At 71.8% G+C, this 23,269-nt stretch carries 17 protein-coding genes and 1 riboswitch; of the genes, 12 read left to right on the forward strand and 5 right to left on the reverse strand.

From position 1 onward, the window contains the following. Positions 1-14 precede the first annotated feature (14 nt). The 5 genes from F6W97_RS09685 (at position 15) to F6W97_RS09705 (ending at position 8,992) form a co-directional block, all read left to right on the forward strand. Positions 15-1,070, forward strand: a complete 1,056-nt coding sequence (locus F6W97_RS09685) for a substrate-binding domain-containing protein (RefSeq protein WP_155369869.1) — start codon at positions 15-17, stop codon at positions 1,068-1,070. A gap of 89 nt (positions 1,071-1,159) precedes the next feature. After that, positions 1,160-2,329: a Gfo/Idh/MocA family protein gene (locus F6W97_RS09690; RefSeq protein WP_196279055.1), complete on the forward strand. Its 1,170-nt coding sequence runs from the start codon at positions 1,160-1,162 to the stop codon at positions 2,327-2,329. Positions 2,330-2,443: 114 nt separating this feature from the next. Beyond that, positions 2,444-3,448 (forward strand): sugar phosphate isomerase/epimerase family protein, encoded by a 1,005-nt coding sequence (locus F6W97_RS09695; protein ID WP_155369871.1) that lies wholly within the window; start codon positions 2,444-2,446, stop codon positions 3,446-3,448. A 259-nt stretch (positions 3,449-3,707) separates the two neighbouring features. After that, complete coding sequence (locus F6W97_RS09700; protein WP_155369872.1) at positions 3,708-7,643, forward strand: ThuA domain-containing protein; 3,936 nt, start codon at positions 3,708-3,710, stop codon at positions 7,641-7,643. 455 nt (positions 7,644-8,098) lie between these two features. Further along, complete coding sequence (locus tag F6W97_RS09705; protein WP_230686555.1) at positions 8,099-8,992, forward strand: phytoene/squalene synthase family protein; 894 nt, start codon at positions 8,099-8,101, stop codon at positions 8,990-8,992. Between the two features lie 57 nt (positions 8,993-9,049). On the opposite strand, the gene F6W97_RS09710 is transcribed toward F6W97_RS09705, so the two are convergent. Together F6W97_RS09710 and F6W97_RS09715 are read right to left on the reverse strand one after the other, a co-directional pair. Further along, positions 9,050-9,829, reverse strand: a complete 780-nt coding sequence (locus F6W97_RS09710) for a M23 family metallopeptidase (protein WP_230686531.1) — start codon at positions 9,827-9,829, stop codon at positions 9,050-9,052. A 38-nt stretch (positions 9,830-9,867) separates the two neighbouring features. Then, positions 9,868-10,740 (reverse strand): M23 family metallopeptidase, encoded by an 873-nt coding sequence (locus tag F6W97_RS09715; RefSeq protein ID WP_196279041.1) that lies wholly within the window; start codon positions 10,738-10,740, stop codon positions 9,868-9,870. Positions 10,741-10,929: 189 nt separating this feature from the next. Here F6W97_RS09715 and F6W97_RS09720 point away from each other — a divergent pair, with 189 nt between their 5' ends. Then, the gene (locus F6W97_RS09720) at positions 10,930-12,960 is read left to right on the forward strand and encodes a BTAD domain-containing putative transcriptional regulator (protein ID WP_196279042.1); all 2,031 of its coding nucleotides are present in this window, start codon (positions 10,930-10,932) and stop codon (positions 12,958-12,960) included. A 179-nt stretch (positions 12,961-13,139) separates the two neighbouring features. Here the strand turns inward: F6W97_RS09720 and F6W97_RS09725 are convergent, their stop codons facing one another. After that, positions 13,140-14,123, reverse strand: coding sequence for a helix-turn-helix domain-containing protein (locus tag F6W97_RS09725; RefSeq protein ID WP_155369874.1), 984 nt, complete (start codon positions 14,121-14,123; stop codon positions 13,140-13,142). Between the two features lie 94 nt (positions 14,124-14,217). Here F6W97_RS09725 and F6W97_RS09730 point away from each other — a divergent pair, with 94 nt between their 5' ends. The 3 genes from F6W97_RS09730 to F6W97_RS09740 all read left to right on the forward strand — a co-directional run bounded on the left by F6W97_RS09730 (position 14,218) and on the right by F6W97_RS09740 (position 18,729). After that, positions 14,218-14,694 carry a rhodanese-like domain-containing protein gene (locus F6W97_RS09730; RefSeq protein ID WP_155369875.1) on the forward strand — a complete coding sequence of 159 codons (477 nt, stop codon included), beginning with the start codon at positions 14,218-14,220 and terminating at the stop codon, positions 14,692-14,694. Positions 14,695-14,872: 178 nt separating this feature from the next. Continuing rightward, positions 14,873-15,062: riboswitch (cobalamin riboswitch) on the forward strand. Positions 15,063-15,256: 194 nt separating this feature from the next. Continuing rightward, positions 15,257-17,716 (forward strand): ribonucleoside-diphosphate reductase subunit alpha, encoded by a 2,460-nt coding sequence (locus tag F6W97_RS09735; RefSeq protein WP_155369969.1) that lies wholly within the window; start codon positions 15,257-15,259, stop codon positions 17,714-17,716. Between the two features lie 17 nt (positions 17,717-17,733). After that, positions 17,734-18,729 carry a ribonucleotide-diphosphate reductase subunit beta gene (locus F6W97_RS09740; RefSeq protein WP_155369970.1) on the forward strand — a complete coding sequence of 332 codons (996 nt, stop codon included), beginning with the start codon at positions 17,734-17,736 and terminating at the stop codon, positions 18,727-18,729. A gap of 3 nt (positions 18,730-18,732) precedes the next feature. Here the strand turns inward: F6W97_RS09740 and F6W97_RS09745 are convergent, their stop codons facing one another. Next, on the reverse strand, positions 18,733-19,455 hold the full coding sequence (locus F6W97_RS09745; RefSeq protein WP_155369876.1) for an HD domain-containing protein: 723 nt from the start codon (positions 19,453-19,455) through the stop codon (positions 18,733-18,735). Positions 19,456-19,573: 118 nt separating this feature from the next. Further along, on the reverse strand, positions 19,574-20,467 hold the full coding sequence (locus tag F6W97_RS09750) for an MHYT domain-containing protein (protein ID WP_155369877.1): 894 nt from the start codon (positions 20,465-20,467) through the stop codon (positions 19,574-19,576). Between the two features lie 144 nt (positions 20,468-20,611). Here F6W97_RS09750 and F6W97_RS09755 point away from each other — a divergent pair, with 144 nt between their 5' ends. The 3 genes from F6W97_RS09755 to F6W97_RS09765 are packed head-to-tail and all read left to right on the forward strand — an operon-like array spanning position 20,612 to position 23,108. Beyond that, a complete protein-coding gene (locus F6W97_RS09755) occupies positions 20,612-21,226 on the forward strand; it encodes a dTMP kinase (protein ID WP_230686533.1) in 615 nt (204 codons plus the stop codon). A gap of 15 nt (positions 21,227-21,241) precedes the next feature. Continuing rightward, positions 21,242-22,189, forward strand: a complete 948-nt coding sequence (locus tag F6W97_RS09760) for a MurR/RpiR family transcriptional regulator (protein ID WP_155369879.1) — start codon at positions 21,242-21,244, stop codon at positions 22,187-22,189. Continuing rightward, positions 22,182-23,108, forward strand: coding sequence for an N-acetylmuramic acid 6-phosphate etherase (locus F6W97_RS09765; RefSeq protein ID WP_155369880.1), 927 nt, complete (start codon positions 22,182-22,184; stop codon positions 23,106-23,108). Before F6W97_RS09760 ends, F6W97_RS09765 begins: the two co-directional genes overlap by 8 nt. The last annotated feature ends 161 nt before the right edge of the window (positions 23,109-23,269 follow it).

Raw genomic sequence — 23,269 nt, forward strand, 5'->3', positions numbered from 1 at the left:
ACCAGGAGGTCGTGATGACCAACCCGATTCCGGACACGTCCCGCCGCCGGCTCCTCTTCGGCGGCACGGCGATCGCCGCCGGCGCTCTGCTCACCGCCTGCACCAGCAACGAGCAGACGCCGACCCCGGCGCAGACCAAGGGCGCCGACACGACCAACCCGAACGACGCCGCCGGCAAGGCGGTCACGATCGGTTTCTCCGCCCCGGCCGCCGACCACGGCTGGATCGCGGCGATCACCAACAACGCCAAGGCGCAGGCCGGGGCGTTCAAGGACGTCACCTTCAAGCAGGTCGAGGCGGGCAAGGACGCCGCCGCCCAGCGTGCCGCGCTGGACACCCTGATCGCCGAGAAGCCCGACGTGATCGTGCTGCTGCCGCACGACGGCAAGGAGCTCAACGCGTTCGGCCTCAAGGCGATGGAGGCGGGCATCCCGGTCGTGAACCTCGACCGCGCCTTCCCCGACGCGCTGGCGTACCGCCTGCAGGTCAAGGGCGACAACTACGGCATGGGCGTGGCCGCCGGCCACTACATCGGCAAGACGCTCAAGGCCAAGAACGTGGCCAGCCCGATCATCGGCGAGATCGCCGGCATGGACGAGCTGGAGCTGACCCAGGAGCGCAGCGCGGGCTTCAAGGCCGCGCTGGCCACCTACGGCTTCGTCGTGGCCAACCGTCGTGCGGCGCGCTTCACCGCCGACAGCGGCCAGAAGGAGGCGCAGAACCTCCTGCAGGCGCTGCCGAAGATCGACGCCGTGTGGAACCACGACGACGACCAGGGCATCGGCGTGCTGGCCGCGATCACGGCCGCCAACCGCAGCGAGTTCTTCATGGTCGGCGGCGCCGGCTCGAAGAAGGCGATCGAGGACATCGCCGCCGACAAGACCGTGCTCAAGGCGACGGTCACCTACAGCCCCTCCATGGCGTCGTCGGCGATCTCGCTGGCCCGCCTGATCGCCCAGGGCCGGGGCATGTCCGACCTGGTGGAGCTGCAGGTGCCCAAGGAGATCATCCTGGCCTCTGAAACGATCACGAAAGAGAACGCGAGCACGTACCTGCCGCTCGGTTTCTAAGCCCGACATGGTTCGCCCGCACCAGCGGGCTCGGTAACGGAGGAGCCCACCCCGTGTCCACAAACGACAACAAGGAACTGCGGGTCGGCATGGTCGGCTACGCGTTCATGGGCGCCGCGCACTCACAGGCGTGGCGCACCGTGAACCGCGCGTTCGACCTGCCCCTGCGGGTCCGGATGGCGGCGGTCTGCGGCCGTGACGAGGCCAAGGTGTCCGAGGCGGCTGACAAGCTCGGCTGGGACGGCTACGTCACGGACTGGCGGGAACTGATCGCCCGGGATGACATCGACGTGATCGACGTCTGCACACCCGGCGACAGCCACGCGGAGATCACCATCGCCGCGCTCGCCGCGGGCAAGCACGTCATGTGCGAGAAACCGCTGGCGAACTCCGTGGCGGAAGCCCGGGCGATGGTCGATGCCGCAGCCGCGGCGCGGGAGTCGGGTATTCGTACGCTGTGCGGGTTCAACTACCGGCGCGTGCCGGCGGCGGCGCTGATGCGTCAGATGGTCGCCGCCGGCAGGCTCGGGGTGATCCGCCACGTGCGTGCCGTGTACCTGCAGGACTGGATCACCGATCCGCAGTTCCCGCTGGTCTGGCGGCTCCAGCAGGAGCGCGCCGGGTCCGGCGCGCTCGGCGACATCGGCGCGCACATCATCGACCTGACCCAGTACATCACCGGCCAGCGCATCACCGGCGTGAGCGCGCTGACCGAGACGTTCATCAAGGAGCGGCCGATCCCGGCCGAGGCGAGCGGCCTGGCGGCCACCGGCAACGGCCAGGCCGTCGGCCAGGTGACCGTCGACGACGCCGCGCTGTTCACGGCGCGACTGTCCGGAGGGGCGATCGCCACGTACGAGGCCAGCCGCTTCGCGATGGGCCGTAAGAACGGCCTGCGGGTCGAGATCAACGGCTCGCTCGGCTCGCTCGTGTTCGACCTCGAACGCCTCAACGAGCTGGAGTTCTACGACGCGACCAAGCCGTCCGCGGAGCAGGGCTTCAACCGGATCCTGGTGACCGAGCCGGAGCACCCGTACCTGTCCGCGTGGTGGCCGCCCGGCCACATCATCGGGTACGAGCACTCCTTCACCCACCAGATGCGCGACTTCGTGCAGGCCGTGGCGGAGGGCGTCGACCCTCACCCCTCCTTCGAGGAGGCCCTCGGCGTGCAGCTCGTGCTCGAAGCGGTGCAGAGTTCCGCCGCGTCCGGGTCCGCCTGGACGCAGGTGGCGCAGCCCGCCGTCCCGGTCGCGGCCTGACCGCACCGGCACCGAACGTGGGAGGGCCGGCCGGACGCCGACCGACCGGCCCTCTCGCCCAACGACCCGGCGTCCACCGCCGCACTGGCACCGCACAGATCGGAGAGCGAACACATGCCCCGACCCATCACCCTGTTCACCGGCCAGTGGGCGGACCTCCCCTTCGAGGAGGTCTGCCGGCTGGCGTCCGAGTGGGGCTACGACGGCCTGGAGATCGCCTGCTGGGGCGACCACTTCGAGGTCGACAAGGCACTGTCGGACGAGACCTACATCCCGCGCAAGCGTGCCCAGCTCGACAAGTACGGGCTGAGCGTCTACGCGATCTCCAACCACCTGGTCGGCCAGGCCGTCTGCGACAACCCGATCGACGAGCGGCACAAGGGGATCCTGCCCGCCCGCATCTGGGGTGACGGCGAGCCCGAGGGCGTGCGCCAGCGCGCCGCCGCCGAGATGGCCGACACCGCCCGCGCCGCCGCCAAGCTGGGGGTGCGTACCGTCGTCGGGTTCACCGGCTCGCCGATCTGGCACTTCGTGGCGATGTTCCCGCCGGTCCCGCAGTCGATGATCGACGCGGGCTACGAGGAGTTCGCCCGCCGTTGGCACCCGATCCTGGACGTGTACGACGAGGTCGGCGTGGTGTTCGCGCACGAGGTGCACCCGAGCGAGATCGCGTACGACTACCACACCACCCGCCGCACCCTCGACGCGCTGGGCAACCGGCCCGCGTTCGGCCTGAACTGGGACCCGTCGCACATGGTGTGGCAGGGCTGCGACCCGGTGGGCTTCATCCTCGACTTCGCCGAGCGCATCTACCACGTGGACTGCAAGGACACGAAGGTGCGCATGGGCGACGGCCGCCGCGGCATCCTGTCGTCCCACCTGCCCTGGGCGGACCTGCGCCGGGGCTGGGACTTCGTGTCCACCGGCCACGGCGACGTGCCGTGGGAGGACTGCTTCCGGGCGCTGAACTCGATCGGCTACGACGGTCCGATCTCGATCGAGTGGGAGGACGCCGGCATGGACCGCCTCGTCGGGGCTCCCCAGGCGCTGGAGTTCGTGCGCGGCCTCCTGTTCGACCCGCCCACCGCCTCGTTCGACGCGGCGTTCAGCTCGGACTGAGCCCCGGCCCCCGCCGGCCGCTGCTCCCACGTGACGGCCGGCGGGCCCGCACCACCGGCAGGACCGGCTCCCGGCCCGGAGCCGCGCACCACCCGCAGGAACGGCTCCCAGCCCGGCGCCGCCGCACAACTGCACAGCCAGCAAGCGCACCACCGTCCGCCTCGCAGCGGGCGAGCTCCTCCGAACACGCGCCCCCGTGTTCGCCCCCGGGGGACGTGATCGGCGCACGGCCCCTTCCGTATGCACAGGAAGGAAAGCCATGCCCACCGTCCGCCCCTCCAGGCGGCGAAGGCTGCTCGGCGTGCTGTTGTCCACAGCGCTCGCCGTCACCGCAGCCGCCGCCTGGCCCGGCACCGCGAGTGCCGCACCGGACTTCACCGTTCTGGTCTTCTCCAAGACCGCAGGCTTCCGGCACGATTCGATTCCGGCGGGCATCGCCGCGATCCAGGCCCTGGGCGCCGCGAACAACTTCGCGGTCGAGGCGACCGAGGACGCGGCCCAGTTCAACGACGCCAACCTGGCCCGGTTCAAGGCCGTCGTATGGCTGTCCACCACCGGCGACGTGCTCGACCCGACGCAGCAGGGGGCGTTCGAGCGCTACATCCGTGCCGGTGGCGGCTACGTCGGCGTGCACGCCGCGTCCGACACCGAGTACACCTGGGCCTGGTACGGCAACCTGGTCGGCGCGTACTTCGCCAACCACCCCGCGCCCGCCAACGCGACCGTGAAGGTGGCCGACCACGTCCACCCGTCGACGGTCTCGCTGCCGGAGCGCTGGAACCGGTTCGACGAGTGGTACTCGTACCAGACCAACGTGCGCGGCAAGGCGCACGTGCTGGCGACGCTCGACGAGACCAGCTACCCGGGCGGCACAATGGGCGTCGACCACCCGATCGCCTGGTGCCAGAACTACGAGGGCGGCCGGGCCTGGTACACCGGCGGCGGCCACACCCAGGAGAGCTACGCGGAGGCGAACTTCCGGGCGCACCTGCTCGGCGGCATCCGCACCGCGGCCGGCGCCGTGGCGGCCGACTGCACCGCGACCGTGAGCAGCAACTTCTCGCAGGTGACCCTGGCCAAGGGCGTCGCCGAGACGGGCGAGCCGATGGGCCTGACCGTGCTGCCCGACCGCGGGGTGCTGCACACCTCGCGTGACGGCGTGGTCCGGCACACCGACGTCAACGGCAACACCAAGGTCGCGCTGACGCTGGCCGTGTACTCCCACGACGAGGAGGGCCTGCAGAGCGTCAAGGCGGACCCGAACTTCGCCACCAACAGATGGGTGTACCTGTACTACGCGCCCCCGCTGTCCACGCCGGCCGGGGACGCCCCGTCCACCGGCACGGCGGCGCAGTTCGCGCCGTTCAACGGGGTGAACCGGCTGGCCCGGTTCACGGTGCGGGCCGACAACACCATCGACCCGGCCAGCCAGGTGACCGTGCTGGACGTGCCGACCAGCCGCGGCATGTGCTGCCACGTCGGCGGTGACATCGACTTCGACGCCCAGGGCAACCTGTACCTGTCCACCGGCGACGACTCGAACCCGTTCGACTCGGCGGGCTTCTCGCCGCTGGACGAGCGCACCGACCGCAACCCGGCCTACGACGCGCAGCGCACCTCCGCCAACAGCAACGACCTGCGCGGCAAGGTGCTGCGCATCAAGCCGTCGGCGGCGGGCGGCTACACCATCCCGGCGGGCAACATGTTCGCGCCGGGCACGGCCAACACCCGGCCCGAGGTGTACGCCATGGGCTTCCGCAACCCGTTCCGGATGAGCGTGGACAAGGCCAACGGCGTCGTCTACCTCGGCGACTACGGCCCCGACGCGGGCACCGCCGACCCGAACCGCGGCCCCGCGGGACAGGTCGAGATCGCCCGGGTCACCGCGCCGGGCTTCTACGGCTGGCCGTACTGCTCCAGCTTCGGCGACGCGTACAACGAGTACACGTTCCCGTCGGGTCCGTCGCTGCCGAAGTACAACTGCGCGGGCGGGCCGGTCAACAACTCGCCGAACAACACCGGCATCACCCAGCTGCCCCCGCTCAAGCCGGCGTGGGTGCCGTACAACGGCGGGACGCCGGCCGACATGGGCGGCGGCGGCATGGCGCCGATGGGCGGGCCGGTCTACCGGTACGACCCGAACAACACCAGCCCGGTGGCGTTCCCGGCGTACTACGACGGCACGTACTTCCACGGGGAGTTCGGCGCTCGCTGGATCAAGAACTTCGTGATCGACAGCGCCGGCAACTACCTGAAGATCAACCCGTTCCCGTGGACCGGCACCCAGGTCATGGACATGGAGTTCGGCCCCGACGGCGCGCTCTACGTGCTGGACTACGGCACCTCGTGGTTCGGCGGCGACGCGAACTCGGCGCTCTACCGCATCGAGTACGCCCGCGCCGGCCGCCCGCCGGTCGCGCTGGCCGCGGCCGACCGCACCTCGGGCGCGGCCCCGCTGGCGGTGACGTTCTCCTCGGCGGGCACCTACGACCCGGACGGCAACCCGTTCACCTACGCCTGGGACTTCGACACCGACGGCACGGTCGACTCGACCGCGGCCAACCCGTCCTTCACGTACACCACGGTCGGCCGGCGCACCGCGACGCTGACCGTGACCGACAGCACGGGCAAGTCGGGCAACGCCAGCGTCGTCATCACCGTGGGCAACTCCGCCCCGGTCGTGACGCTGACGACGCCCGCCAACGGGCAGGTGTTCAGCTTCGGCGACCTGGTCAGCTACTCGGTGACGGTCACCGACGCCGAGGACGGCGCCATCGACTGCAACCGGGTCAAGGTCAGCTACATCCTCGGCCACGATACCCACGGCCACCCGGTCACCAGCAAGAACGGCTGCTCGGGCACGATCCAGACCACCCAGGACGGTGAGCACGACACCGCGGCGAACATCTTCGGGGTGTTCGACGCGGAGTACACCGACAACGGCGCGAACGGCCAGCCCGCGCTGACCAGCCACGCCACCAACGTGGCGCAGCCCCGGGTGCGCCAGGCCGAGCACTTCGGCGCAAGCCAGGGCATCCAGCCCAGCGCGAACGCCGGGGCCAACGGCGGCTCCGCGGTCGGCTACATCGACAACGGGGACTGGATCTCGTTCACGCCGTACAACCTGACCGGCGTCAACACGGTCTCGGCGCGGGTCGCCTCGGCCGGGGCGGGCGGCACCATCGAGTTCCGGGCCGGCTCGGTCACCGGGCCGCTCGCGGGCACGCTGACGGTCGCGCCTACCGGCGGCTGGGCCAACTGGGTCACGGTCACCGGCACGGTCACCCCGCCGGCCGGGTCGAACACGCTCTACCTGGTGTTCAAGGGGGCTGCGGGCTCGCTGTTCGACATCGACGAGTTCACCTTCGGCGGCGGCGGCACCGTGCCGCCCGACCCGGGCGGTGACCTGGCGCTGAACCGTCCGGCGGTGGCGTCCAGCGTCGAGAACGCGACCTACCCGGCCTCGGCCGCGGTCGACGGGCAGGCGGCCACCCGCTGGGCCAGCGCGTTCAGCGACCCGCAGTGGATCTACGTGGACCTCGGCTCGTCGAAGACGATCGACCGGGTGAAGCTGACCTGGGAGGCGGCCTACGGCTCGGCGTACCAGGTGCAGACCTCGAACGACGCGACGACCTGGACCACCGTCCGCAGCGTGACCGGCGGGGACGGCGGGGTCGACGACCTCACCGGCCTGACCGGCACCGGCCGCTACGTGCGCATCAACGGCACGGCGCGTGGCACGGCCTGGGGCTACTCGCTGTTCGCGTTCGAGGTCTACGGCGGCGGCACCGTGCCGCCCCAGCCGGTCAACGTGGCCCTGAACAAGCCGACGCTGACCTCCAGCACCGAGTCGGCGGCCTACCCGGGCTCGGCGGCGGTGGACGGCAACGCGACCGCCACCCGCTGGTCGAGCGCGTTCACGGACCCGCAGTGGATCCGCGTCGACCTCGGCCAGACGTACAGCATCTCCCGGGTGAAGCTGACCTGGGAGGCCGCGTACGGGTCGGCGTACGAGGTGCAGACCTCGGCCGACGGCGCCACCTGGACCACGGTCCGGTCCGTGACCGGCGGCGACGGCGGGGTCGACGACCTCACCGGCCTGACCGGCAGCGGCCGCTACCTCCGCGTCAACGGCACCACCCGGGCCACCGCCTGGGGCTACTCGCTCTGGGAACTGGAGGTCTACCCCTCCTAACCTGAGGCAAAGGAAGGGCACCTTCTTAACGCTCCGCGTTAAAGAAGGTGCCCTTCCTAACGCCGCAGCGCCGCTGCCTGCGCCGGCTCTGCGCCGGCTCTGCGGCGGCTCTGCGGCGGCGCTGCGCCGGCCGCTCGGTGGGAGGCGGTGCCCAGAGCAAGATCGCCGTTTCCGGTCAAAAACTGCGGCCGGACCTCACTTTCTGACCGGAAACAGCGATCTTCCCGACCGCCCGGTGGTGGGCCGACGGCAGGGCGCGCCTAGCATGTCCGGTGACCTGCGCGAACGTGCGGGCGGCAGGGCGTGGGGGAGCGGCGGCGGTGCGGCAGGTGGGTATGGCGGCCGGTCCGATCCCCGGCAGTCCGATCCCCGGCAGTCCCATCCCCGCCGCCCCGAGCTCCACCGCCCCGAGCTCCGCCGCCCCGAGCTCCGCCGCCCCGATCCCCGCCGCTCCGATCCCCGCCGAGCTGGCGCAGGCGTACCGCAGGTGCCGGGACCTGCACCGCCGCCACGGCCGCAGCTACTACCTCGCGACCCGGCTGCTGCCCGCCTGGAAGCGCCCGCACGTGCACGCCCTCTACGGCTTCGCCCGGTATGCCGACGAGATCGTCGACCGCACCGACGCGGGCACCCCCGCCGACCGCGCCCGGCGGCTGCGTGACTGGTCCGACCGCTTCCTCGCCGGGCTGCGCGGCGAGCCCGTGGACGATCCGCTGCTGCCCGCCCTGTTGCACACCGTCGAGGTCTTCGACCTGGACCGGGACGATTTCGCCGCGTTCCTGGGCAGCATGGCGATGGACCTGACCGTGCGCCGGTACGCCGACTACCCGGCGCTACTGTCGTACATGGAGGGTTCGGCGGCGGTCATCGGCACCCTGATGCTGCCGATCCTCGGCCCCGCCGACCCGGCCGCGGCCCGCGAGCCCGCGCGGCAGCTGGGCCTGGCGTTCCAGCTGACCAACTTCCTGCGCGACGTCGCCGAGGACCTCGCCCGCGACCGCGTCTACCTGCCCCAGGACGATCTGGCCCGGTTCGGCGTCACCACCGCCGAGCTCCACGCGGCCGCCGCGGCCGGCCGGGCCACCCCGCAGATCAAGAGCCTCATCGCGTACGAGACCACCCGTGCCCGCGCCCACTACGCGGCGGCCCGGCCGGGCCTCGACCTGCTGCCCGGCGCCTCGCGGACCTGCGTGCGCACGGCGTACCTGGTCTACGGCGCGATCCTGGACGAGATCGAGCGCGCCGACCACGACGTCTTCGCCCGCCGAGCCGTCGTCCCCACCCGCCGCCGTGCCCGCCTCCTAGCCCAAGCCCTGCGGCAAAGGAAGGGCACCTTCACATCGCTATAGGTAAAGGAAGGGCACCTTCTTAACGCGGAGCGTTAAGAAGGTGCCCTTCCTTTGGTCTCAGCAGCGGGGGACGCCGGGGATGAAGCCGTCGTAACCCGTGTAGACGTAGGCGTCGGAGATGAAGCGGCCCGAGCCGATCCGGTCCCAGATGGTGCTGGTGCCGTACGTGCCGGTGACCGAGGTGCCGGTGGTCTGGCACTGGATGGAGACGGTGGCGCCGTCGCCGACGGTGCCGACCGACGAGTAGCCGGTGCCGGGGCCCGAGCGCACCGTCAGCGGGGAGCCCGCGGTGTTGACGGTGCCCTGCGCAGCCCCGCCGCCGCAGCCGTTGTCGCTGGTGTAGTTCTTGGTGCCCCAGTAGAGCGCGGTCACGCCGTTGAACTTGACCTGGATGGCGGAGCCGCCGGAGCGCTGCTCGTAGTGCAGGTGGGGGCCGGTGGAGCCGCCGGTGGTGCCGACGTACCCGATCACGGTGCCGTACTTGACGGTCTGGCCCACGGACACCGCGAACGAGTTCAGGTGCGCGTAGTACGTGGTGTAGCCGCTGCCGTGGTTGATCCGCACGTACTTGCCGTAGCTGGTGTCACCGAGGTTGGTGACCACGTCGACCGTGCCGGGCGCGCTGGCCACGACGGGGTCGCCCGAGTCGTCGGTGCGGTTGAAGTCGACGGCGTTGGCGGGGCTGTGGTTGGTGCGGGTCTGCCCCGACCACACCTGGTTGCAGGGGAAGGGGACCTTGAAGGTCGGGGCGGCCATCGCCGGCGAGGCTTCGACCAGGACGGCCGCGCCTACGGCCACGGCGGCCACGGCCAGCCCGAGGATGCGTCTGATGTGCACGGGGTGCTCCTTGCGTTGGGGTGAGTGGGGGTAGGCGCTCAGGCGCAGTGTTCGAAACCGGAGGTGTAGCTGGTGCCGCCGGCGCTGCCGCCCCACTTCACACAGCTCGGAGCGGTGCGGATGACCGGCCCGGCGTAGTAGGAGAAGCTGCCGGAGTCTGTTGTTCGGCTTGCCCCTTGCGGCTCCAGGAACGCGCTGGTGGCGGTGGGGGTGCCGACGCTGGCCATCTTCAGGGTGATGACGCAGTTCTGGCCGGTGGAGCCCTTCCACAGCAGGTTGGCAGTGCCCGCCGTGCCCAGCTTCACCGAGTCGATGATCTGGAACCCGCTGCCGCACTCGGCCGCCGGGTCGTATGAGGTGGCGCAGTTGTTGCTGGTCACGTTGGCCGAGCCGTAGCCGAAGGTGCTGCCGTTGAAGACGGCCTTGATGATGTGCGACTGGGACCGGTCCGGGTAGCGCACCTCGTAGTGCAGGTGCGGCGAGATGCCGTTGCCCGGCTTGCTGGTGTTGCCGACCGAACCGATGGCCTGGCCGCGCAGCACCGACTGGCCCGCGGTGACGGCGCGGGTGTCGAGGTGGGCGTAGTACGTGAAGTAGCCGCCGCCGTGGTCGATGACGACCAGGTTGCCGTATCCGTTGACCGAGCCCTGGTGCGCGGACACCTCGACGGTGCCCGCTGCTGCGGCGACCACGGTGTCGCCGAGGTCGGCGGTGGCGGTGGAGCCGCGGTTGAAGTCGATCTCCCAGGACACGTGGGCGCTGCTGTTGCTGCTGTTGCCGTTCCACGTCTGGCCGCAGGGGAAGGGCAGCTGGAAGGCGGGGGCGGCGTGGGCCGGGCTGCCGAGCAGGACCGAGCTCGCCAGGCCGATGATCAGCGCGGCGGCGCCGGTCAGCAACCTTATTGGTCGCATATGGACGATTCCCTTCCGTGGGGTGGTGGAACAGGAAGCCCGAGCTGGCTGGGTGACCACAGCGTCGCGACAAGCGCTCCAACGTTTCTCCAGAACCACTACAGCCGTTCAGCCCAGCGCTCTGGTCCGATCAGCCGAGCACGCGTAGGCTCAGGCGATTCCATCACGGAACGTGTGGGTGGTTGGACGATGTCGGACCGGCTGGAACTGCGCATCCTGGGCTCCTTCGAGTTGACCCTGGGCGGCGTCGACGCACCCGTGGGCGGTGTGAAACCGCGCCAGCTGCTGGCGACCCTGGCGCTCAACCATGGCCGCACGGTGTCGGTGGACCAGCTCATCGAGGTGCTGTGGGGGCAGGAGCCGCCCCGCTCGGCGCTGGCCAATGTGCAGACGTACGTCAGCGCGCTGCGTACCCGGCTGGGCGAGGACCGGCTGCGCCGGCAGGCGCCCGGGTACCGGCTGGAGTTGCAGTGCGCCGAGCTGGACGTGCTGCGGTTCGAGGAGTATGCCCGCGGCGGCGACCTGGACAGCCTCGACGCGGCGCTGGGGCTGTGGCGTGGCGAGCCGGTGGAGAACCTGCCCGCCTCACCGCTGTGGCGGGCTGAGGTCGACCGGCTGGTCGAGCGGCGGCGGGCGGTCCGGCAGACCCGGGCCCGGCTGCGCATCGAGGCCGGGCAGCCGGCGGCGGCCGTGGACGAGCTGCGCCGGCTGGTCGCCGAGGAGCCGCTGCGCGAGGAGGCGTGGTTGCTGCTGGTGACCGCGTTGCGCGATGCGGGGCACCGGGCCGAGGCGCTGTCGGCGTACGCCACCGCCCGCCGCACGCTCACCGAGGAGCTGGGCGTGGAGCCGGGTGAGCCGCTGCGCCGGCTGCATCGCACGCTGCTGGTCGAGGAGCAGGGCCCGGCGGTGCTGGGCACCCGGCTGGACGGCGCGGCCGCACTGGTGCTGCGCGGCCTGGCCCGGCTGGGCATCGCCGCCACGCCGGGCTGGGTGCCCGCCGCGCTGCTGGACCGGCCGGACGCGACGGAGGTGCTCGACGCGCTCGACCGGGCCCGGCTGCTGCGCCCGACCGGCACCGACGAGCTGGACCAGCCGCGTTACGGGCTGCCGGTGCTGGTCGGCCTGCTGGCCCCGGACCTGCCGGGCGAGGCGATCGGCGCGGCGCTGACCCGGGTGCTCGGCGGATACCTCGCGCTGGCCGAGCGCGCCGCCGCGGGGCTGCCGCCGCAGGTGTTCGGCCCCGGCGTCACCGTCGCGGCGCGCTGGCCGGTGCCCGGGGCCGCGGAGCTGGCCCGCGATCCGGTGCGCTGGTTCTCGACCGAGCGGGAGGCGCTGCTCGGCGCGGTCGAGGCGGCCGCCGCCAACGGGCTGTCCGATCTGGCCTGGGAGCTGGCCCATGCCATGGTGGCCTGGTGCGACCTGGGCGGGCACACCGCGGTGTGGGAGCGGACGCACCGCACCGCGCTGTCGGCCTGCCGGGCGCAGGGCAACCTGCTCGGTGAGGCGGTGACCCTGCGCGGGCTGGGCCAGCTGCACCTCTACCGCGACCACTATGAGCAGGCCTCGGAGGCGTTCAGCCGGTCCCGGCTGCTGTTCGCCCGGCTGGGCAACCTGTGCGGGCAGGCCGCGGCACTGGCCGGGCTGGGCACGGGGCACCGCATCCGGGCCGAGCACGACGAGGCGCTGGACTGCTACCGGCAGGCGCTGGAGGCGTACCGGCTGCTCGGGCACCGGCACGGCGAGGCCTACTCACGGGGCGCGCTGGGCATGGTGTGGCTGGCCAAGGGCGACCTCGCCGAGGCGTACCGCGACTTCACCGGAGGGCTGGCCATCGCCGAGGAGGTCGGCGACGCGCACCGGGCCGCGCTGCTGACCCGCCAGCTGGGCCTGGTCCGGCTGCGCAGCGGCGATCCTGCCCACGCGCGGGCCGACCTGATCGCGGCGCTGGACCGGTTCGCGGTGCTCGGCGACGCGCACTGCGAGGCCTACTGTCTGACCGACCTGGCGACGCTGGAGGCGCCCGAGGTGGCCGTGCAGCGGCTCACCCAGGCCCTGGAGATCTTCGAGCGGATCGGGGACCGCCGCGCCCAGGCGCAGACCGCGCGCCGCCTCGGCGAGCTGCACCGCGGCGACGAGCGCTTCGGCCTGTCCGACGCGTACCTGGCGGAGGCCCGGCGGCTGCAGTCCACCGTGGAGATGTCCCGCCTGACTTCGTCATGACACCCCTCCTGGCGGGCCGTGGCGGGCGTCGATGCCTGTGACAGTTCCCGAACGAGAGGAGCGCAGCCATGCGCAGGTTCATCATCGCGTCGGCTCTGGCGGTCACCGCGGCGGCCGTCGGCGTCTTCGCCACGGCCGGCAGCGCGAGCGCCAGCTGGTGCTGCTGACCTGATCCCGGCTCACCGGCCGCGGAAGGTCCTCCGGTACGACGACGGCGAGGTGCGCATGCACCGGCTGAAGTGGTGCCGGAAGGTGGCCGGTGAGTCGAACCCGACCGCGGCGGCGACCTGCTCCACGGGGGAGTCCGAGGTCTCCAGCAGGGGCAGGCTCGCCGCCACCCGCTGGTCGACGATCCAGCGGATCGGGCTGGTGCCGGTGTGCCGGGCGAAGTGCCGCAGGAAGCTGCGCGGGGACATGCGCGCGTGCGCGGCCAGCAGGTTCACCGTGAGCGGCTCGGTCAGGTGGTCCAGCGCCCAGGCCATGGCGCGGGCCACGCCGTCGTCGTCGATCACGTCGCGCACCGGCAGTTCGATGAACTGCGCCTGGCCGCCGTCGCGGTGCGGCGGCAGCACCAGCCGCCGGGCGACCGTGTTGGCGATCTGCGCCCCGTGGTCGCGGCGCACCAGGTGCAGGCACAGGTCCAGCCCGGCGGCGCTGCCCGCGCTGGTGATCACCTGGCCGTTGTCGACGTAGAGCACGTCGGGGGTGACCTCGACCAGCGGGTGGCGCTCACGCAGCAGCGGCGCGTACTTCCAGTGCGTGGTCGCCGCCCGGCCGTCCAGCAGCCCGGCCGCGGCCAGCGCGAACGCGCCGGAGCAGATGGAGACGATGCGGGCGCCCCGGGCGGCGGCCGTGCGCAGCGCCTCGACCAGCGCGGGGGAGACCTCGGCGCGCACGTCGGCGACCCCGGGCACGATCACGGTGTCGGCGGCGGCCAGCACGTCCAGGCCGTGTCGGGCGGTGATCGAGAAGCCGCCGACGGCCGGCATCGGCTCCGGCGTCTCGGCGCAGACGTCGAGGTCGTACCAGGCGATGTCGAGTTCGGGGCGGGGCAGGCCGAACACCTCGACGACGCAGCCCAGCTCGAAGGGCGCCATCCCGGCGAAGGCCAGCACCGCGATCCGGTGCCGGGCGCGGGTCTGGAGTGCCACGGGTGTACCCATGGCGAGATATTAGCGGACAGCGGCGTTCTCGCCACTTCTGGCCGCCCCGGCCGCTCGGCAGGATGGAACCAGTGACCGACCCGAAGGAGTGGCCATGTCCACCGCAGTCAGCACGTCCGCAGTGCTCAGCACGCCCCCGGCCGACGCCGCCGAGGCCGCCGCCCACTTCGCCGCCCGGCTGGCGTTCGAGGCCGACGTGTCCGATGTGCACACCGACCTGGCCTCGGGCACGCCGGGCTTCGTACTCGTCGACTCCCGCTCGCTGGAGGCATGGGAGCACGGCCACCTGCCCGGCGCGGTACACCTGCCCACCGCGGAGATCGCGTCCCGGGCGGCCGAGGCCGTCCCGGCCGGCAGCGTCGTTGTCACCTACTGCTGGGGGCCTGGCTGCAACGGCGCGACCCGGGCCGCGCTGGCCTTCGCCCGGCTGGGCTATCAGGTGAAGGAGATGCTCGGCGGGTACGAGTACTGGGTGCGCGAGGGCTTCGACACGCAGACCTTCCTCGGGCTCCGCAAGCACGACGTGGACCCGCTGACGGCCCCGGCGAGCGGCGCGGCCTGCGCCTGCTGACCGTACGCATCGATGGTGGTGAGGGTGGGCCATTGACGACACGCCGAGCCTATATGGGGTCGCTTTCGCGCGGCTGCCACTAGATGTAGTGTGAGGACATCGCTGGTCCACCCCTCCGGTCCCCCTTCGGGACCGGGTTTCGGGGTGCGCGCGTGCCGCCGCAGGGCGGCCCGCGCTGAGGGAATCCGGTGCGATTCCGGAGCTGCCCCGCAGCGGTGAGTGGGAACGAAGCCGTCCCGCGCTCCTCCCGCGAAGAGGGGTGTGGACAGCACTGGGCCGGTCCGGCCTGGGAAGCGACGGCGTAGGGGGTCTACGGCGGCACGGCGTCCAGCTGTGCGGCCCGGCCGTGCCCACGAGCCCGAAGACCTGCCGGCGTGCGTGCCGCGGACGGTTCCGCGACGCGCTGACGATGCTGCCCCGCGCCCTCGGGCCGTGGCCGCGTCGGCATCACCGGGCCGCGCGGGACGGTCCACGGTGGACTGTGCCCACCCTGGCGGGTGAGTGCTGTTCGGCGTGCCCTCCCGCGTTCGACGAGGGAGCGCACGCCTTGACCAGCACGATAATGAGCAGCTCAGCCACACTGGCAACGGATCAGGCAGGTGCCGCGGCGCCGCTGGAGGGGTTGCTCGCCGAGGCGGCCCACGGGCTGCCCGATGTGGACCACACCGCGGTGCTGACCCCCGTGGTGGCCGGCGTCTGGCCCGGGGCGACCGAAGCCGACCTGCGGCTGCGCGCCATCGAGACGGCCGCCGCCCTGGTGGCACAGGAGCCGTCGTACAGCCGCCTCGCGGCGCGCCTGCTCACGGTGCACATCGCCGCGGAGGCGGCCACCCAGGGCGTGACCGGCTTCCCGAGCTCGGTGCGCGCCGCGCACGCGGCCGGGCTGCTCGCCGACGACCTGGCCGCGTTCGTCGCCGCGCACGCCGACGAGCTGGCCGTGCTCGTCGACCCGGCCGCCGACGACCGCTTCGAGTACTTCGGCCTGCGCACCGTGTACGACCGCTACCTGCTGCGGCACCCGGTGACCCGCAAGGTGCTGGAGACGCCCCAGCACTTCCTGCTGCGGGTGGCCTGCGGCCTGATGGGCGAGGTCGGCGAGGCGGGCACGGCCGGACGGCGGCTGCCCGGCAGCACCGCCGAGGTGGCCCGGCTGTACGCCATCCTCAGCCGCCTGGCCTACCTGCCCAGCTCGCCTACGCTGTTCAACGCCGGAGCCCGCCGACCGCAGCTGAGCAGCTGCTTCCTGCTCGACTCGCCGCGCGACGAGCTGGAGTCGATCTACGAGCGCTACGGCCAGATTGCGCGCCTGTCCAAGTACGCCGGGGGCATCGGGGTGGCCTGGAGCCGGATCCGGTCCCGGGGGTCGCTGATCCGCGGCACCAACGGGCTGTCCAACGGCATCGTGCCGTGGCTGCGCACGCTCGACTCCAGCGTCGCCGCCGTCAACCAGGGCGGCCGGCGTAAGGGGGCTGCCTGCGTCTACCTGGAGACCTGGCACGCCGACCTGGACGAGTTCCTGCAGCTGCGCGACTCCACCGGTGAGGAGAGCCGCCGCACCCACAACCTGCACCTGGCCAACTGGGTGCCGGACGAGTTCATGCGCCGCGTCGAGGCCGACGCGAGCTGGTCGCTGTTCGACCCGAAGGACGTGCCCGAGCTGGTCGACCTGTGGGGCGAGGAGTTCGACACGGCGTACCGGGCCGCCGAGGCCGCCGGGCGCGCGGTGCGCACGCTGCCCGCCCGGGAGCTGTACGGCCGGATGATGCGCACCCTGGCGCAGACCGGCAACGGCTGGATGACGTTCAAGGACGCCGCCAACCGCGCCTGCAACCAGACCGCGGTCGCCGGCAACACCGTGCACCTGTCCAACCTGTGCACCGAGATCCTGGAGGTGACCAGCGACGGCGAGACCGCGGTGTGCAACCTCGGCTCGGTCAACCTGGCCGCCCACCTCGGCGCCGACGGCGTCGACTGGGACGCCCTGCGCGAGACCGTGCGCACCGCGGTACGCGTGCTCGACCGCACCATCGACCTGTCCTACTACCCGACCGGCGAGGCAGCCGGGGCCAACAACCGGTGGCGGCCGATCGGCCTGGGCGTGATGGGCCTGGCCGACGTCTTCGCCACGCTGCGGCTGGACTTCGACTCGCCCGAGGCGCTGGCGCTGTCCACCCGCATCGCCGAGGAGATCGCGCTCGCGGCCTACGACACCAGCGCCGACCTGGCCGCCGAGCTGGGCGTGCACCCGTCGTACGCGGACACCCGCGCCGCCCGCGGCGTGCTGCACCCCGACCACTACCCGGACGCGTCCCGCACCCGCCCGTGGGCCTGGGACGAGCTGGCCGCCAAGGTCGCCCGCACCGGCCTGCGCAATTCGCTCCTGATCGCGATCGCGCCCACGGCCACCATCGCCTCGATCGCCGGCTGCGCCGAGTGCATCGAACCCCCGGTCGCCAACGTCTTCAAGCGCGAAACCCTGTCCGGCGAGTTCCTCCAGGTCAACCGCTACCTCGTCGACGAACTCAAGGCCCGCGGCCTCTGGACGCCGCAGTTGCGCGAGCGCATCCTCGCCGCCGAGGGCTCCGTCGCGGGCATCACCGAGATCCCGGCCGAGCTGCGCACCCGCTTCCGCACCGCCTGGGAGCTCCCGCAGCGGGCCCTGATCGACCTCGCCGCCGCCCGCACCCCCTACATCGACCAGTCCCAGTCCCTGAACCTCTTCATGGCGTCCCCCGACATCGGCAAACTCTCCTCCATGTACGCCTACGCCTGGCGAAAAGGCCTGAAAACCACCTACTACCTCCGCTCCCGCCCCGCCACCGCCATCACCCAGACGACCGTAAGGAAGGGCACCTTCACATCGGTTTCCGTAGAGGAAGGGCACCTTCTTAACGCCTCACTCGGGGTGGCCGCGCCGGTTGCGGCCGGGGTCGGCGGTCTGCCTGCGCAGCCGCTGCGCACCGCGGCGAGCCTGATCGACCTGAACCTGGAAAACCCCGAGATCTGCGAGGCCTGCCAGTGACCACGGACACCAAGAAGATGCTGCTCGACCCGGGCCTGGACCTGACCCTGCGGCCGATGCGCTACCCGGACTACTACGAGCGCTACCGCGCGGCGATCCGCAACACCTGGACGGTGGAGGAGGTGGACCTCGGCAGCGACCTGGCCGACCTGGCCTCACTCAGCGACGGCGAGCGGCACCTGGTGAACCGCCTGGTCGCATTCTTCGCCACCGGCGACACCATCGTCGCCAACAACCTGGTGCTGAACCTGTACCGGCACATCAACGCCCCCGAGGCCAGGCTCTACCTGAGCCGGCAGCTGTTCGAGGAGGCGGTGCACGTCCAGTTCTACCTGACCCTGCTGGACACGTACCTGCCCGACGACGCCGAGCGGGCCGCCGCGTTCGACGCGGTGGAGAACATCCCGTCGATCGCCCGCAAGGCCCGGTTCTGCTTCGAGTGGATCGACTCGGTCTTCGACCTGCCCGAGCTGGCCACCGCCGACGACCGGCGGCGCTTCCTGCTGAACCTGATCTGCTTCGCGGCCTGCATCGAGGGCCTGTTCTTCTACGGCGCCTTCGCGTACGTCTACTGGCTGCGCTCGCGCGGCCTGCTGGACGGGCTGGCCGCGGGCACCAACTGGGTGTTCCGCGACGAGTCCATGCACATGGACTTCGCCTTCGCCGTGGTCGACACGGTCCGCGCCGAGGAGCCGGACCTGTTCGACGACGAGCTGGGCAAGGCGGTGACCCGGATGCTGGAGGACGCGGTCGACGCCGAGCTGGCCTTCGCCGAGGACCTGTGCGGCGCGGGCCTGCCCGGCATGACCCTGGCCGACATGCGGGAGTACCTGCAGTACGTCGCCGATCAGCGGCTGGCCCGGCTGGGCCTGCCGGCCCGGTTCGGTTCGAGCAACCCGTTCCCGTTCATGGCCCTGCAGGACGTGCAGGAGCTGGCGAACTTCTTCGAGCGCCGGGTCACCGCCTACCAGGTGGCGGTCCCCGGCACGGTCAGCCTCGACGAGGACTTCTGACCCTCAGTTTCCGGCCAGGATGGCGGAGAAGCGTTTCTCGGCGAGGTCGAACTGGGCGAAGATGTGCGCCTTGACCTCGCCGAGAAGCGGCGTGTCCGGCCGGGCCACCAGCTCCCGCAGCAGCGGCACCAGGGGCTGGTACTTGGTCGCGGCGCGCAGCACCTTCGGGCCGATGGTGTGGATGACGCCGACCCCGTTGTCGGTGAAGTCGGAGACCTTGATGATCCGCGCCCACGGGTCCACGTCCAGCGACTCCACGACGTGCTCGCGATACTGCTCGTCCTTGTCGCGGTCGAGGTCGTACTCCGGGTTGGTGACCGCGTTGACCAGCTGCGCGACGCGGGGGCCGAAGCGCTCGGCGAGCACGGCCAGGGCCTGCTCGCGCGGCGGGGGACCGCCGCGGTGGGCCTGGCCGACGATGCCCCACGGCTGGTCCTCGACCGAGTCGTGCAGCAGGGCGGCGACGAGCACGTCCCGGTCGGTGATCCGGTAGTAGGTGATGATCCGGATGGTGACGCGCAGCAGGTGGTTGAGGTACGGCTCGCGAACCCGGCGCTGCTCGGCGTGCAGCCGGGCGGCGAGTTCCAGCGCCTCGGTGAGCACGGCCTGATCGGATTCGGACAGGCGCTGGATCTCCAGGGCGAACCGGTCACGCAGGCCCTGCTCGCCGAGCACCTCCGTGATGGCGTGCAGGGGCATGGTCATGAGGTATGCCGGGGCGTCCATGCCGCCGTTTATATCGGATCAACGCCGCCCGCGCGCTCCCTCCGATCCGGACCGAGGTGCGCACCGTGCCCCAGTGTCGTTCTTTCGACAGGGGCACGGCGCGCGCCGGATCCGGCGGTCAGCGGGGGATCTTGGTGCGGTTGCGGTCGGCCAGCGCCCTGGCCAGGCTGAACGGCGGGTTCACCGGGACAGCCGGCGGGTCGACGGTGGTGCGGGGGCCGGGGATGACGGTCGCCACCGGTGGGCGGTGCCGGGCCCGGCCCGCGTCCGCGCCGTCGAACTCCTCCTGCGTCATGGCCTGCAGGGCGTTGAACATCACACCGATCAGGCACAGCGCCGACAGCAGCACGATCGGCACGATGAGCACGAACGGGCTGAGCCCTTCGACCTGGCCGGTGCCGCCGGTGTCCAGGGTGATCCGGATCGCGGCCATCGCGGTGTAGTGCATGCCGCACACCGCCACGCCCATCACGGCCGCGGCGGCGATGATGGAGCGCATGCCGGAGACGGTCACGGTGAACCACAGCGCGACGGTCGCGGCCACCACGGCGATCAGCACGGATGCGCCCACCAGGCCGAGGTCGTAGCTGACCTGCCCGGCGACCCGCATCGCGGCCATGCCGCTGTAGTGCATCGCGACGACGCCGAGGCCGGTGAACCCGCCGCCGGCCACGATCCGCATCGCGGAACGGCGGCCCTGGCCCGCGATGAACAGGCCGATGCCGACGGTGACGACGGCCAGCGCGAAGCTGATGAAGGTGACGACCGGGTCGTAGCGGACCGGGCTGGCCGGCACGTCGAAGCCGATCATCGCCATGAAGTGCATGAGCCAGATGCCGGTGCCGCCGATGGACAGCGAGGCGATGACCAGCCAGCGGGCCCGCCGGCCGGCGGTGGGCGCACGGCGGGCGCGGGCCGTGCACACCAGGCCGAGCAGCGAGCCGATGAAGGCCATCAGGTACGCGGTCACCGGATTGAACCAGCCGTACGCGAAATGGTGCACTTCTGCCATGGGAGCGCCTCCGGGATGGATGGGAGGTTGTCATTGCGCCATGAATGAGGCTCACTCAATCGCACAGCGTGTCCGTGTCCGCACTGTCGATCACCGCTGGCGGGGGCCGGGTAGCGTCAGGGCATGGCAGGCACGAGTGCGTCGGTGGTCGCCCTGGTCGGCATCGACGGCTCGGGCAAGACCACCCAGGCGATACGGCTGGCCGCGGCACTGTGCGCGGCCGGGGTCACCGCCCGTTACGGCCGCAACGCGGGCGGCCGGCACTTCCTGGGGCGGGTCGCCCGCAAGGTGGGCCGCGACGACGCGGTCTCCCTGCTCGGGCGCCGGGGCCTGCTCACCGTCGAGGCCGTGCTGCGCTGGCTGGCCATCGCCCGCTCACTGCTGACGGCGCGGCTGACCGGTTCGACGGCGGTGATGGACCGGTACACCCCCTGCCAGCTGGTCAGCATTCGGGCACATGAGGGCGGCGAGTGGCTGACGCGGACGGTACGCGCGGCGTATGCCCCTTTCCCTCGACCGGCTGTCATCATCTTTCTCGACGTCCCGCCCGAGGTGGCTTATCACCGGGTGGAGCAGCGTGGCGACGACCACGAGGACATCGAATATCTGAACGCGAGCTACGCGGCCTACAAAGACGTACTGTCGGATGCGGTACACGTCGACGGCAGTGGTGATCCCGACGCGGTCGCCCAAGCCGTCTGGGCGGTCGTTTGGCCGGTCGTCAAACGGGGTTTGGCAGTTGACGCGGGGCTGTCATGAAAGTAAGTTTCAAACGTGGCGAAGAAGTCGAAAGTTTCCGAGGAGAATGACGGTGCGGCGCGCGCCGGTCAGGAACCTGTCGGGCTGATCGTTCAGATCAATGGTCTGCTGCCCGCGCTCTCCCCGGCCGAACAGCGCGTGGCACGGCTCGTGCTCGCCGATCCGGCCGCCTCGGCCCGCCGCACCATCACGGACCTGTCCGCCGCCGCGGAGACCTCCGAGGCGACGGTCATCCGCTTCTGCCGGTCCATCGGCATGTCGGGCTACCCGCAGCTGCGCATCCGGCTCGCCGCCGAGGCCGCACGCCGGGTCGAGCCGACCGACTCGCGGGTGGTCGGCGGGGACATCCCGCCCGGCGCCGACATGGCCCAGATCATCGCCACCATCGCCTTCAACGACGCCCGTGCCGTCGAGGAGACCGCCGAGCAGCTCGACCCCGAGGTCTGCGACAAGATCGTGGACCTGCTGGTGAAGGCGTCCCGGGTCGAGGTCTTCGGCGCGGGTGCGAGCGGCTTCGTCGCCGCCGACTTCCAGGCCAAGCTGCACCGCATAGGCCGCATCGCGTACTACTGGCCGGACCTGCACACCTCGCTCACCTCCGCGGCCCTGCTCGGCCCCGGTGACGTGGCGCTGGGCATCTCGCACACCGGCACCACCGCCGACACCATCGACGTGCTGGAGCGGGCCAAGGCGGCGGGCGCGCTGACCGTCGCGCTGACCAACTTCCCCCGCTCGCCGATCTGCGACGTCGCCGACTTCGTGCTGACCACCGCGGCCCGCGAGACGACCTACCGGTCCGGCGCGATGGCCAGCCGGCTCGCCCAGCTCACGGTGGTGGACTGCCTGTTCGTCGGGGTGGCCGCCCGCACCCGCAGCAAGGCCCGCAAGGCGCTGGAGGTCACCGCCGAGGCGGTGCGCGGACGTCGCGTCAGCACTGCCCGGCGCCGGTCCGGCGATGCCTGAGCTGCCCACCGGTTCCCTCCCGGTCCGTGTCCACGCCCCCACCGAGCAGCGGTATGCCCCCAGCGCCGAACTCGACCTGCTGGGCACCCGCCAGATCCTGCAAGTGATCAACGAGGCTGACCGCACCGTCGCCGGTGCGGTCGGCGCGGTGCTGGACCCGCTGGCCGTGGTGGTCGAGGACGCCGTCGCGGCGCTGCAGCGGGGCAACCGCGTGCACTACGTGGGCGCGGGCACCTCCGGCCGGCTCGGCGTGCTCGACGCCGCCGAACTGCCGCCGACCTTCAACGCCCCGCGGAGCTGGTTCTGCGCCCACATCGCCGGCGGTCCGGGCGCGCTGCTGGCGGCGGTCGAGGACGCGGAGGACGACACGGCGGGCGGGGCCGACGAGCTGGCCCGGTGCGCCCGCACCGGGGACGTGGTCGTGGGCATCGCCGCCAGCGGCCGCACGCCGTACGTGCTCGGCGCGCTGCGTGCCGCCGGGGAGCTGGGCTGCCGGACCGCGCTCATCGCGGCCGACCCGCACGCGTCCGCCGCGGCCTGGGTGGATGTCTTCATCGGCGTCGACACCGGCCCCGAGGTGATCACCGGGTCCACCCGGATGAAGGCCGCCACCGCGCAGAAGTTGCTGCTCAACGCGTTCTCCAGTGCGGTGATGGTGCGCCTGGGACGGGTGTTCTCCAACTTCATGATCGACATGGTGCCGACCAACGCGAAGCTGCGCGGCCGCATGCTGAACATCCTCGTCGAGGCGACCGGCCACGACGAGGAGGACTGCCGCCGCACCCTGGACGCGGCCGGCGGCGACCTGCGGGCGGCGCTGGTCGCCCTGCTGGCCGGCCGCGAGGTGGCCGCCGCCCGTGGCGCCCTTGCCGGCCACGGCAACCGCGTCCGCGACGCCGTCGCCGCCCTCACCGACTGACCGGCGCCCGAGCGAACCGGAGTCGATCGCTGTTTCGGGTCGAAACATGCGTCCGGGCCCCAGATCATTTCCTGGAACAGGAGCACGGACTCGAAAGCCGGACCCCATTCGCGGGGACTTCATGGCCGAATGGGTGTGCTTTCCACTCGATGGGGTATGCG

Origin of the sequence: Catellatospora vulcania (assembly GCF_009720385.1) — a bacterium.
GTDB classification, from domain to species: domain Bacteria; phylum Actinomycetota; class Actinomycetes; order Mycobacteriales; family Micromonosporaceae; genus Catellatospora; species Catellatospora vulcania.